The organism is Streptomyces sp. SPB074, assembly GCF_000154905.1.
Lineage (GTDB): Bacteria > Actinomycetota > Actinomycetes > Streptomycetales > Streptomycetaceae > Streptomyces.
On sequence record NZ_GG770539.1, the window covers coordinates 5,902,100 to 5,914,561 of the forward strand.

At 72.2% G+C, this 12,462-nt stretch carries 9 protein-coding genes; 5 read left to right on the forward strand and 4 right to left on the reverse strand.

Features of this window, described 5'->3' with window-relative positions; genetic code table 11:
• Window positions 1-75 precede the first annotated feature (75 nt).
• Complete coding sequence (locus tag SSBG_RS24980; protein ID WP_234010641.1) at window positions 76-1,692, forward strand: cytochrome P450; 1,617 nt, start codon at window positions 76-78, stop codon at window positions 1,690-1,692.
• 7 nt (window positions 1,693-1,699) lie between these two features.
• Here SSBG_RS24980 and SSBG_RS24985 read toward each other — a convergent pair whose 3' ends face one another.
• The 3 genes from SSBG_RS24985 to SSBG_RS24995 all read right to left on the reverse strand — a co-directional run bounded on the left by SSBG_RS24985 (window position 1,700) and on the right by SSBG_RS24995 (window position 4,857).
• On the reverse strand, window positions 1,700-2,671 hold the full coding sequence (locus SSBG_RS24985; RefSeq protein WP_008748846.1) for a pseudouridine synthase: 972 nt from the start codon (window positions 2,669-2,671) through the stop codon (window positions 1,700-1,702).
• Window positions 2,672-3,047: 376 nt separating this feature from the next.
• Window positions 3,048-3,902: a siderophore-interacting protein gene (locus SSBG_RS24990; RefSeq protein ID WP_008748847.1), complete on the reverse strand. Its 855-nt coding sequence runs from the start codon at window positions 3,900-3,902 to the stop codon at window positions 3,048-3,050.
• A gap of 46 nt (window positions 3,903-3,948) precedes the next feature.
• Window positions 3,949-4,857, reverse strand: a complete 909-nt coding sequence (locus tag SSBG_RS24995) for a 5'-3' exonuclease (RefSeq protein ID WP_037871919.1) — start codon at window positions 4,855-4,857, stop codon at window positions 3,949-3,951.
• A gap of 343 nt (window positions 4,858-5,200) precedes the next feature.
• Between SSBG_RS24995 and SSBG_RS25000 the strand changes: the two genes are divergently transcribed.
• The 3 genes from SSBG_RS25000 (at window position 5,201) to SSBG_RS25010 (ending at window position 10,728) form a co-directional block, all read left to right on the forward strand.
• Entirely contained in the window at window positions 5,201-6,349 is a 1,149-nt protein-coding gene (locus tag SSBG_RS25000) for a quaternary amine ABC transporter ATP-binding protein (RefSeq protein WP_008748849.1), read from the forward strand.
• Window positions 6,342-9,788 (forward strand): ABC transporter permease/substrate binding protein, encoded by a 3,447-nt coding sequence (locus SSBG_RS25005; RefSeq protein WP_008748850.1) that lies wholly within the window; start codon window positions 6,342-6,344, stop codon window positions 9,786-9,788. Before SSBG_RS25000 ends, SSBG_RS25005 begins: the two co-directional genes overlap by 8 nt.
• A 370-nt stretch (window positions 9,789-10,158) precedes the next feature.
• Window positions 10,159-10,728, forward strand: a complete 570-nt coding sequence (locus SSBG_RS25010; RefSeq protein WP_008748851.1) for a helix-turn-helix domain-containing protein — start codon at window positions 10,159-10,161, stop codon at window positions 10,726-10,728.
• Between the two features lie 68 nt (window positions 10,729-10,796).
• On the opposite strand, the gene SSBG_RS25015 is transcribed toward SSBG_RS25010, so the two are convergent.
• Window positions 10,797-11,918 carry a TDT family transporter gene (locus SSBG_RS25015; protein ID WP_008748852.1) on the reverse strand — a complete coding sequence of 374 codons (1,122 nt, stop codon included), beginning with the start codon at window positions 11,916-11,918 and terminating at the stop codon, window positions 10,797-10,799.
• A gap of 71 nt (window positions 11,919-11,989) precedes the next feature.
• On the opposite strand from SSBG_RS25015, the gene SSBG_RS35100 reads away from it, so the two are divergent.
• Window positions 11,990-12,462, forward strand: a 473-nt coding sequence (locus SSBG_RS35100; RefSeq protein WP_008748853.1) for a helix-turn-helix domain-containing protein, incomplete at its 3' end; no start/stop codon positions are given.

A 12,462-nucleotide genomic window follows, 5' to 3' on the forward strand; every position in this document is an offset into this window, starting at 1 on the left:
CGCCTGAGGCCCGGCGGACCCCCGTGTCCGCGGGCCCCGCGTCCCCGCGCCCCTCCCTCTTCCCCCGGAGTTCCCGTGACCGCATCCGTTCCGCCCGAGGGCGCCGTCCCGCCGCCCGGCTGCCCCGCCCACACCTCCGCCGCCCCGTCCCGTCCGCGCCCCGACTACTCCGGGCTGCCCGCCCCCGAGGGCCGCGACCCGGCGGGCGAGGCGGACAACCCCAACATCGGCCCCGGCCGGGCCCGCAGGCTCCACGGACCGGACGCCGAGCGCGACCAGCAGGGGCTCTACGACACGCTGCGCCTGGAGTACGGCGAGGTCGCCCCCGTGCTGCTGCCCCGGGACGTACCCGCCTGGCTCGTGCTCGGCCACGAGGAGAACCGCTTCGTGTGCGCGCACCCCGAGCTGTTCACCACGGACGGCCGCGAGTGGCGCCTGCTCCAGGACGGCACGGTCGGCCCCGACCACCCCATGGCGCCCATCTTCATGTGGCAGCCCGTCTGCGCCTTCGTCGAGGGCGAGGAGCACGAGCGGCTGCGCGAGCCGCTGGAGGAGAACCTCCGCGTCACCGACCTGCGCGAACTGCGCCGACTGGTGCAGACCGGCACCTACACCCTCCTCAACGACCTGTGCGAGGAAGGCTTCTGCGACCTCACCGAGGACTACTGCGAGCGCCTCCCGATGCTCGTGCTCCTCGGCCTCTTCGGCATGTCGCACCTGTACGACGACCGCTTCCTCGAAGCGGCCCGCGACCTCATCAAGGGCACCGAGACCGCCAACGCGAGCAACGAGCACCTGATGCGGCTCTTCCGCGCCGAGGTCGAGCGGGCGCGCGCCGAGCCGGGCCGCGACTTCGCCTCGCAACTCCTCGCCCACCGCGCCGGGATGAGCCCGCGCGAGGTCGCCGAGCACCTGCGGATCGTCCTCATCGCCGCGTACGAGACGACGGCGAACCTCCTGGCCAACGCGATGCGCATCCTGCTCGCGCAGATGGAGGTGCGCGGCCGGGTCGGCGCCGGGCGGCTCAACATCTACGAGGCGATCGAGCAGGCGCTGTGGGACGAGCCCCCGTTCAGCGCCATGATGGGCCGCTACGCGCTCCAGGACGTGGAGGTGGGCGGACGGCTCATCAGGAAGGGCGACGCCGTCATGCTCGGCTACGCCGCCGGGAACGTGGACACACGCGTACGTCCCGATCTCCGGGCGCCGGTCAGGGACAACCGGTCCCACCTCGCCTTCGGCCGGGGCCCGCACGCCTGCCCCGGTCAGTACCTGGGCCGTCAGCTCTGCCAGCTCGCGCTGGACGACCTGCTCGCCTGGTTCCCCGACATGCGCCTCGCGGTGCCCTCCTCGCAGCTGCGCTGGTCGGGCTCGCTGCTCAGCCGCCACCTCGTGGAACTCCCCGTCCGCTTCGAACCGCGCTCCCAGCGCGACGAGGAGAGCATCGGCACCTTCGGGCTGCCGCTCCCGGCGGGCGTGAACCTCTTCCCGGCGCCCGACGAGGAGTACGACGTCCCGCCCGTCGAGGTCCCGGGAGGGCTCCTGGAGGCGGAGCGGGAGGCCGGTGAGTGGCGGGCCGCGAAGGAGCGGCGCGAGGCCGCCGAGCGGGCCGAGGCGCCACCGGCGGACGAGGGCACCGGGGCGGGGCTCCCGCGCCCGCGCCGCCTCGTGTGGGGCCGCTCGCGGCGCTGACGGCGGCTCAGTCCCGGGCGGTACGGGCCCAGCGCGCGGGATCGTGCCAGGCGGTGAGCGCGCGCCCGCTCGTGAAGCGGCGCGGCTCACCGCTCAGCGGATCGGTGAACGCGAGCGTGCGGGCCAGGAGCTGGAGCGGGCGGCGGTAGTCGGTGGGGTCCGGGTCGGTGACCCGGGGATAGAGCGGGTCGCCGAGGAGCGGCAGCCCGAGGCCGTTCATGTGGGCGCGCAGCTGATGCGTGCGCCCGGTGCGGGGGAGCAGCCGGTAGCGGGCCAGGAGCGGAGGAAGCCCGGCGTGGGCGGGGGCCGTGCGCACGCCGAGCAGGGCGACGCGGGTCTCGCTGTTCGGCGCGGCGCCCGCGACCTCGCGCGCCGCGAGGTCGCCGCGCTCCTTGACGAGATGGCTGCGGACCGTACGGGGTAGCGGCAGCGAGGGCGCGTAGGCGGCGACCGCCTCGTACTCCTTGCGCACCTCCTTGCGCGCGAAGAGCGACTGGTAGGCCCCCCGGTCCTCGGGCCGTACGACGAAGAGGACGAGACCGGCGGTGAGCCGGTCCAGGCGGTGCGCGGGGCTCAGCGCCGGGATGCCGAGGTCGCGGCGCAGCCGGGCGAGGGCGGTCTCGGTGATGTGGCTGCCGCGCGGGGTGGTGGCGAGGAAGTGCGGCTTGTCGCAGACGAGGAGGCGCTCGTCGCGGTGCACGACGCGCAGCGCGAAGGGGACTTCCGGCTCGGGGGCGCGGGTGCGGTGGAACCAGTACGTGGCACCGGGGAGGCGCTCCCCGCCGTGCGCGGGGCGCCCGCCCGCGTCCACGAACTCGCCGGCGGCGAGCATCGCGTCGAGGACGCCGGACGGCACGGGCAGCCGCGCGCGCAGGTGGGCACGCAGGGTGCCCTCGTGGCTGTCGGGGACACGGAGCCGGACGGCGTCGATGCCGTCCCGCTGGGGGAGCGGCGAGAAAGAACGGGAACGGCGCGGCACGAGACACAGGGTACGGGGAGGGCGGGGGCCGCCCCGTACCTCCGGAGCAAAGGCGGCGGCTTGCTCTCCCGTACTTCCGGCGGGAAGGCGGCGGCCCGCCCGCCCCGTAACCCCGCGCTTTTCAGGCGGCTTCGGCGCCCTCTTGTTCGGCCTCCACGCGGGCGTTCCAGTCCCTCTTGCTCGCCTGCCAGCCGGCTTCTCCTATGGCGTCGGCTTCGCCTCCGGGAGCGCCCGAGCCGGTGCCGAGACGCCCGACGTGCTCGGTCGCTCGTTCCTCACGACCTGCGCGCGACGGGCGTCTCGGCACCGTCGCGCTCCCTTCGGCTCCGTCGGCGCTGCTCGGCCCTGCGGGCCTCGGCGGGTGGGCCCGCGCCTTTCAGGCGGCTTCGGCGCCCTCTTGTTCGGCCTCCACGCGGGCGTTCCAGTCCCTCTTGCTCGCCTGCCAGCCGTCCTCGTTGTGGCCGAGGCGCCAGTAGCCGGAGATGGAGAGGCGGTCGCGGGTGATGCCGCGGTCGAGGCGGAGGTGGCGGCGGAGGTCCTTGACGAAGCCGGCCTCGCCGTGGACGAAGACCTGGACCGTCGCCGGGTCGCACTCCACCGTGCGCACGGCGGCGACGAGCGCCTCGCCCGCCGGGCGTTCGCCCCGGTGCAGCCACGTCAGGCGCACCCCGGCGGGGATGTCGAGCTTCTGCTCCTCGCTCGCGTCCGCGACCTCGATGAAGACGTCGCCCTTCGCGTCGGCGGGCATGTTCTCGACGGCCGCCGCGATCGCGGGCAGCGCGCTCTCGTCCCCCGCGAGCAGGTGGCTGCTCGCGGCCGGCTCCGGGCGGTAGGCGCCGCCGGGACCGGCGAAGCGCAGCACGTCGCCCGGCTTCGCCGCCGCGGCCCAGGGGCCGGCCAGGCCCTCGTCGCCGTGCACGACGAAGTCGACGGTCAGCTCGCGGGCCGCCCCGTCCCAGCGCCGCACGGTGTACGTGCGGGTCACGGGCCACTGCTCGCGCGGGAGGTCCGCCCGCACCTGCCCCATGTCGAAGGGCTCGGGGTACGTGACGCCCTCGCGCGGGAAGATCAGCTTGATGTAGTGGTCCGTGTACTCGTCGGCGGCGAACTCGGCGAGCCCGTCGCCGCCGAAGACCACCCTGACCATGTGCGGGGTGAGCTGTTCGGTACGCAGCACCCGCCCGGAGTGGGTGCGCCCGCCCTTGCGCGCGGGCCGTTCGGCGTCAGCCATGGGAGTCCCCCCGATCGATCTGCTTAGGTAAGCCTAAGTTAGCACTTCACCGGGTGAGTGTGCGCAGCACGCGGTCGAGCGAGCCGCCGAGCCCCCAGCGCTCCCCGAGGGCCGCCAGCGCCTCCCCGTCGCGGGGCTCGTCCGGCAGCCGGTCGTCGAGGTCCGCCGGGACGGCGAGGTCGCGCGCGACGCGGACCACGGTGGGGGCCACGTCCAGGTACGGGCCCGATTCGGTCAGGCGGCGGCGCTGGGCGGGGGTGATCTTCGAGGCGGGGTCGGCGGCGGCGGCGCGGATGCCGTCGAGGTCGCCGTACGCCGCGAGGAGCTTCGCGGCGGTCTTCTCGCCGATCCCCGGCACGCCGGGCAGGCCGTCGCTGGGGTCGCCGCGCAGGGTCGCGAGGTCCGCGTATCCGGGTCCGTCCACCCCGTACTTCTCGCGCAGCACGGCCTCGTCGGTGGCCTGGAGGCTGCCGACGCCCTTGAGCGGGTAGAGCACGCGGACGCCGCGCGCGTCGTCCACGAGCTGGAAGAGGTCGCGGTCCCCCGTGACGATGTCGACCGGGCCGCGCGCGCGGGTGGTGAGGGTGCCGATCACGTCGTCCGCCTCGTAGCCGGGGACGCCGAGCCGCGCGATGCCGAGCGCGTCGAGGACGGCCTCGATGACCGGGACCTGGGGCGAGAGGGTGTCGGGCACCTCCTCCTCGTCGGGGCCCGCCTCCGTCTCCCCGGCGACCCTGTGCGCCTTGTAGCCCGGGATGAGGGCGACCCGCCACTCCGGCCGCCAGTCGGCGTCCATGCAGGCCACGAGGGAGTCGGGCCGGTGGTCCTGGACGAGGTGCGCGATGAAGTCGAGCAGTCCGCGCACCGCGTTGACCGGGGTCCCGTCCGGGGCGCGCACCGAGTCGGGGACGCCGAAGTAGGCGCGGAAGTAGAGGGAGGCGGTGTCGAGGAGCATGAGCCGGGGAGTCTGCGTCACGCCAGGCATCCTGCCGCACTCACCGCCTTGCGCGGGGCCCGGCCCGGCACGCCGTGGCCGAACCTTTTCGCCCTGTGCGCCCGCCCGGGTGTGGGGGCACACCTCACACCATAACGGCGAGGTAACGCAAGCACTTTGGGGCGATCCGGAAGTGATCTGAATCACATAATCGTTTGATGGGTATAAGCCCGGGAAGCAGCGCCCCCGGAGCGGACCCGACGTACCGAACGGAACGACCGGGTCAGCGGACGGATTCCGCAAGCTTCACGGCTCGCCGCGACAGGGGTGGCGAGCCGCTTTCCGTGCGATCCGAGAGGTGTTTGTGGCAAAGCTACAAGCCGAGAATTTGTTCAAGGTCTTCGGCAGACAAGCCGAGTCCGCCGTCAGCCGCCTCCAGGACGGCGTCACGCGCGAGGACCTGCGTGCCGAGGGCATCACGGCCGCCGTGATCGACGCCTCCTTCTCCGTGGAGGAAGGCCAGATCTTCGTGGTCATGGGCCTCTCCGGCTCCGGCAAGTCCACGCTGCTCCGGATGCTCAACGGCCTCCTCGAACCCACCGCCGGTCACGTCCGTTTCGACGGGCAGGACCTCACCGGGCTCAGCGCCGCCGGGCTGCGCGAGGTGCGCGCCAAGAAGATCAGCATGGTCTTCCAGCACTTCGCCCTCTTCCCGCACCGCAGCGTCCTGGAGAACGCCGCCTACGGCCTCCAGGTGCAGGGCGTGCCGCGCGAGGAGCGCGAGCGCCGCGCCACCGAGGCCCTGGAACTCGCCGGGCTCAAGGGCTGGGAGAAGTCCTGGCCCGACGAGCTGTCCGGCGGGATGCAGCAGCGCGTGGGCCTCGCCCGCGCGCTCGCGACCGACGCCGACCTGCTCCTCATGGACGAGTCCTTCAGCGCGCTGGACCCGCTGATCCGCCGTGACATGCAGGACCAGCTGGTCGAGCTCCAGAAGCGGCTGAAGAAGACCATCGTCTTCATCACCCACGACCTCAACGAGGCCATGCGCCTCGGCGACAGCATCGCCGTCATGCGTGACGGCCGCATCGTGCAGACCGGGACGGCGGAGGACATCCTCGTCACCCCGGCCAATGACTACGTTGCCGCCTTCACCCAGGACGTCGACCGCTCCCGCGTGCTCACTGCCGGCGCCATCATGGCCGAGCCGGAGAGCGTCCACGGGACCGTCGCCGACGGCAAGGAGCTGCGCGACCACGCGGACGTGCTCGCCGCCGCCCCGGCCACCGTCACCGAGGACACCCCGATCTTCCAGCTCTTCGGCCCCAGCGCCAGGAGCACCGCGCCCGTCGCGGTGACCGACGCGAAGGGCGCGCTCATCGGCGTCGTCCCCCGCGCGCGCCTGCTCGCCGTCCTCGGGGAGCCCATGAAACCCGAGGAGCAGGGCGCCACGCTCGCCAAGACTCCGGAACAGCGCCACGAGGGCGCCACCGGAAAGGTGAGTGCACGTGCCTAGGCTTCATCTCGGGGACTGGGTCGACTCGATCGTCGACTGGCTCCAGAACAATCTCTCCTGGCTCTTCGACTTCATCGCCACGTGCGCGAAGGGCATGTACGACGGCATCAACGCCGTGCTCAACGGTCCCGAGCCGCTGCTGCTCGCCGGGATACTCGCGGTCCTCGCCTTCTGGCTGCTCGGGCTCACCGCGGGAGTGCTCTCCTTCGCCGGTTTCGCGCTGATCGACTCGCTCGAACTGTGGGAACCGGCGATGAACAGCTTCTCGCTGGTCGTCGTCGCCACCGTGATCGCGCTGATCGTCGGGGTGCCGCTCGGCATCTGGGCGGCCAGATCGCAACGGGCGAGCGCGATCGTACGACCGGTGCTCGACTTCACGCAGACGATGCCCGCCATGGTCTACTTGATCCCGGCGATCTTCTTCTTCGGGGTCGGCGTCCCGGCCGGGATCGTCGCCACGATCATCTTCGGCTTCGCGCCCGCCGTGCGCATGACCGAACTCGGCATCCGGCAGGTCGACGAGGAACTCGTCGAGGCCGCCGACGCCTTCGGCACCACGCCGCGCAAGACGCTCTTCGGTGTGCAGCTTCCGCTGGCCCTGCCGACGATCATGGCCGGGATCAACCAGGTCATCATGCTCAACCTGTCGATGGTCGTCATCGCGGGCATGATCGGCGGGGGCGGCCTCGGTGGCTCCGTCTACCAGGCCATCGGCAACGTCGACATCGGGCTCGGCTCCGAGGCCGGTATCTCCATCGTCATCCTCGCGATCTACCTCGACCGCGTGGTCGCGGTCCTCGGCCAGCAGATCTCCCCGCTCGGCCGCCGCGCCGTCGCGCGCGTCCGGGCCACGCAGGGCCTCAAGATCTGGTCGTACCGTCCCCGGCCGACCGTCGCGGTCGTCGGTGTCGTGATCCTCGGTCTCGTCGCCGGCGGCATGGGCGTCTTCGGCGGCTCGGACGAGGCGAAGACCGTCGACGCCACCGACGTCGGCAAGGGCGAGACCGTCAGCGTCGGCTACATCCCGTGGGACGAGGGCGTCGCCTCCACCTTCCTGTGGAAGGACATCCTCGAACAGCGCGGCTTCAAGGTCTCGGCCAAGCAGTACGAGGCGGGCTCGCTCTACACCGGTATGGCCAACGGCCAGGTCGACTTCCAGACCGACTCCTGGCTGCCCACGACCCACGCGCAGTACTGGAAGAAGTACGGCGACAAGCTGGAGGACATGGGCGCCTGGTACGGCCCGACCTCGCTGGAGGTCGCCGTGCCCTCGTACGTCAAGGGCGTGAAGTCCACGGCGGACTTGAAGGGCAAGGAGTCGGAGTTCAAGAACCGGATCGTCGGTATCGAGCCGAGTGCCGGTGAGATGGGTCTGCTCAAGGACAAGGTCGTGAAGGACTACGGCTTGTCCAAGTACAAGGTGATCGACGGTTCGACGCCGGGGATGCTCGCGGAGCTGGACCGGGCGTACAAGAAGAAGGAGCCGATCGCGGTCACGCTGTGGTCGCCGCACTGGGCGTACGACAAGTACGACCTGACCAAGCTCAGTGACCCGAAGGGCAGCTGGGGCAAGGGCGACGAGGTCCACACCCTCGCCCGCAAGGGCTTCTCGAAGGACTTCCCCGAGGCCGCGCAGTGGCTCAAGGACTTCAAGCTGGACGAGAAGCAGCTCGGCAGCCTGGAGGCCGAGATCCAGGACGCCGGCAAGGGCAAGCAGCAGGAAGCCGTCAAGTCCTGGATCAAGAAGAACCCGGGCATCGTGGACAAGCTCGCCCCCGTGCAGAAGACCGACGTCAACGTCGGCAAGGGCAAGACCGTCCAGATGGGCTTCATCCCCTGGGACGAGGGCATCGCCTCCTCGTACCTCTGGAAGGAGATCCTGGAGCGCCGCGGCTTCAAGGTCTCGGCCAAGCAGTACGAGGCCGGAGCGCTCTACACCGGTATGGCCAACGGCCAGGTCGACTTCCAGACCGACTCCTGGCTGCCCACGACCCACGCGCAGTACTGGAAGAAGTACGGCGACAAGCTGGAGGACATGGGCGCCTGGTACGGCCCGACCTCGCTGGAGGTCGCCGTGCCCTCGTACGTCAAGGGCGTGAAGTCCACGGCGGACTTGAAGGGCAAGGAGTCGGAGTTCAAGAACCGGATCGTCGGTATCGAGCCGAGTGCCGGTGAGATGGGTCTGCTCAAGGACAAGGTCGTGAAGGACTACGGCTTGTCCAAGTACAAGGTGATCGACGGTTCGACGCCGGGGATGCTCGCGGAGCTGGACCGGGCGTACAAGAAGAAGGAGCCGATCGCGGTCACGCTGTGGTCGCCGCACTGGGCGTACGACAAGTACGACCTGACCAAGCTCAGTGACCCGAAGGAGAGCTGGGGCAAGGGCGACGAGGTCCACACCCTCGCCCGCAAGGGCTTCTCGGACGACTTCCCCGAGGCCGCGCAGTGGCTCAAGGACTTCAAGCTGAGCGAGAAGCAGCTCGCGAGCCTCGAAGGCGCCATCCAGGACGCCGGCAAGGGCAAGCAGCAGCAGGCCGTCCAGGGCTGGATCAAGGACAACCCCGGCATCGTGGACAAGCTCGCCCCGGTCAAGGGCGGCTCCTCCGCCTCCGCCGTCGACTTCAAGAACGGCGACGGCAAGGACGAGCGCTCGCGCGCGATCAACGTCGCGTGGTTCCCGTGGGAGGAGGACATCGCCGCCACGTACCTGTGGAAGCACGTCCTCGACGAGCGCGGCTACAAGATGAACCTCAAGCAGTTCGAGGTCGGCCCGATGTACGCCGCCATGGCCCGCAACCAGCTCGACGTCCAGTTCGACGGCTGGCTGCCGTACACCCAGAAGAACTACTGGGACAAGTACGGGAGCAAGCTGACGAAGGTCGGCGAGTGGTACTCGCCGACCTCGCTGGAGATCGCCGTGCCGAGCTACGTGAAGGACGTCAAGTCCCTCGCCGACCTCAAGGGCAAGGGCGACGAGTTCGGCGGTCGCGTCATCGGCATCGAGCCGGGCACCGCGACGATGGACATCCTCAAGAACAAGGTGCTGCCCTCGTACGGCCTCGACAAGGAGTACAAGGTCGTCGACGGCTCGACGCCCGGGATGCTCTCCGAGCTCAAGCGGGCCTACGCCAAGAAGGAACCGATCGCGGTCATGCTGTGGTCGCCGCACTGGGCGTACAACCAGTACGACCTGACCAAGCTCAAGGACCCCAAGGGCTCCTTCGGCAAGGGCGACCGCATCACCACCGTGGCCTCCAAGGAGTTCCCGAAGCAGTACCCGCAGCTCACGAAGTGGCTCAAGGACTTCAAGCTGAGCGACAGCCAGCTCTCCGAGCTGGAGAACGAGCTGCACAAGCAGGGGACCGGCCACGAGGACGAGGCCGTCGACAACTGGGTCAAGAAGAACCCGGACATCGTCGACAAGATGGCTCCCATGTAATTGCGCCGGCCCAGCCGAAGGGAGCGCGCCGGACGATCCGGCGCCGGCGCTCCCGGAGGCGGGGCCGACGCCGCAGGAGTGGAGCGGTACGGCGGATCTCCGCCGTGTGCGCGCACGGACACCCGGCGTACGGGGTCCGCCGCCACCGCTCCGCCAACCGGCCGCCGCTCAGGCGCCCACGGCCGGCGCTCCACACCGTGAGGGCGGTACCCACCCTGGGGTCCCGCCCTCACGGGCGTCCGGGCACGGGCCGTCCCACGTGCGCGGTTCCCCGGGCCGTCTCCTCCACTCCGCTCCCCTCGCGCGCCCCGACTGCGTAGGCTGCTCACATGCCCCAGTGGACGGGGCCCCGCGGGAGGGAGCGGCAGCGATGGACGAGAAGGAAGCCCCGAGGGTCGGCAACGCCGTACGCCGCCGCCGCCGCGCCCTCGAACTCACGCTCGCCACCGTGGCCCGCCGCTCGGGCCTCTCGGTGCCCTTCCTCAGCCAGATCGAGAACGAACGCGCCCGCCCCTCCACCCGCTCCCTGTGCGCCGTCGCGCACGCTCTGGAGACCACGGTCGACGAGCTGTTCGCCGCCGCCGACCCCGCGCACACCGTGGACGTGGTCCGCAGCGACGACGAGGACACCGCGCTGATGGCCCCGGCACCGGGCGTGCGCTCCCTCGTGCGGGGCCAGCACCAGCTCCAGGCCATGGAGTACTGCGGCGACCACGACTCGGGACGCGAGTTCCAGTACCGCAACGACTCGCTGCTCTACGTCGCCGACGGCGCGGTCACCGCCGAGGCCGAGGGCCGCGTCCACCAGCTCTGCGCCGGGGACACGCTCTACCTCAGCGCCGGGGTGCGGCACCGCTGGCGGGCCACCGAGCCCGACACGCGGCTCCTCGTCGTCGCGGTCGGCGACCACATCGCGGCGGGCGAGGCCCCGCCCCGCTGACGGGGCGGGGCTCACCCAGCCGGGTTGGACCGCGGGGGCGGGCGCGGGCCCGGACCGCGGGCGCGGGATCAGACCGCCGGTGCGGGGCGGGCGCCCAGTTCCCGTACCGCGCCGAAGGCCGCCGCGCACCACGCGAGCAGCAGCAGCACGTAGATCCCGGCGGCGAGCCAGCGGTACGCGGCGAGGCCGGTGTGGGCGGCGAGCTGGGTCGGGCCCGTGACGCACGTGCCGACGGGGAAGGTGAACGCCCACCACGTGGACGAGGGCCGCAGGCCCCGCGCGAGCGCGCGGGCCACGAGCGCGGCGGCGATGAGCAGCCACAGCAGCGCGAAGCCCATCACGGGCACCCCGTACACGACCGAGAAGACCCGCAGACCCCGCGCCGTCCCGTCGGGAAGCACCCCGCGCGCCGCATCCGCGATCGCGCCGGTGGCCGTCGTGGACTGGCCCAGCGGCCCGAGGACGAGGAAGAGCGAGGGCGCGAGGCGCGTGGGCCAGCCCCCGCCCGTGAGCAGTCGCGCCCCGACGAGCGGCAGGACGACGAGGACCGCGAGCAGCGAGGTGCCGAAGAGCGCCAGGCACCCGTAGACGAAGGTCTCGCGCGCCTGCCCGGCGGGCAGCTCCCCGGCCAGCCCGGGACCCACGGAGGCCGCCACCATCGGCGCGACGAGCGGCAGCAGCCACACCGGCGAGACGTCCGCGAAGCGCGCCCGCGCGTGCACGATCATCAGCACCGGAATCCCGGCCGCCACGGCCACGGCGAGCACCGCCCCGACCGCGAGCAGCACCTCGGCGAGCCCGGTCGCAGCGCCGTGCCCGAGGACGTCGGCGCCGACCCGCTGCGTCGCCGCCGAGAGCGCGAGGAACGCCATCGCGAGACAGCCGTAGAACGGGGCCTCGGCGGGGGAGCGCAGGTGCGCCCGCGCCTGGTCCCGGTGGCGCGCCCAGTGGGCGCCGCGCGCGGCGAGCACCGCGAGCAGCGCGAGCGCCGCCACGCCCCACAGGGCCGCGCACAGCGCGCGCAGCCCCGCGACGTGCTGCGGCAGGCCGCTGCCCGCCGTCGCGAGCATCGCCGTGCCCATCACCGCCGCGTAGTGGTTCGGCCCGAACCCACGCAGGCGCGAGACGGGAGCGGGCGCGGAGGTCTGGGCTGCGGGGGAGGGGGCCACGGCGACGGATGGGGAGCTCATGCATCCATCTTGTCCGGGGGCTCAGCGCCCTCACCAGGGACGATGCGGCTATGAGGGCATAAGCTGGGTTTATGAGCGGGAGGAACGAGCGGGTGCGGGACGGCGGTTCGGACGGGGCGGCGAGCGAGGAGCCCGCGCGGAGCGTGAGCGGAATCACGGGGACCCCGCCCACTCCGGCGGGCCCCGGCGAGGGTGCGCCGTCGCCCGCGCGCTCCGGTGAGGGAGCGCCGACGCCCGCGCGCTCCGGTGAGGGAGCGCCGACGCCCGCGCGTCCCGGTGAGGGCTCGCTGGCCCGCCGGGTCCCGGACCTCGGGCTGCTCGAAGTGCTCCTGGCCGTGGACCGCCTCGGGAGCCTCGGCCGGGCCGCGAAGGAGCTCGGCATCACCCAGCCGGCCGCCTCCGGCCGGGTACGGAGCCTGGAGCGGCAGCTCGGCGTCGGGCTCGTCACGCGCTCCCCGCGCGGCTCGCGGCTCACGCCGACCGGGACGCTCGTGGCGGGCTGGGCGCGCCGCGTCGTCGAGGCGGCCGCGGCCTTCGACGCCGG

What these genes read in the sequence shown, in the direction of transcription:
- SSBG_RS24990 (WP_008748847.1), bottom strand. Translation starts at nt 3,902, where the DNA reads ATGGCTGACGCCGAACGGCCCGCGCGCAAGGGCGGGCGCACCCACTCC.
- SSBG_RS24995 (WP_037871919.1), bottom strand. Translation starts at nt 4,857, where the DNA reads ATGCTCCTCGACACCGCCTCCCTCTACTTCCGCGCCTACTTCGGCGTC.
- SSBG_RS25010 (WP_008748851.1), top strand. Translation starts at nt 10,159, where the DNA reads ATGGACGAGAAGGAAGCCCCGAGGGTCGGCAACGCCGTACGCCGCCGC.
- SSBG_RS25015 (WP_008748852.1), bottom strand. Translation starts at nt 11,918, where the DNA reads ATGAGCTCCCCATCCGTCGCCGTGGCCCCCTCCCCCGCAGCCCAGACC.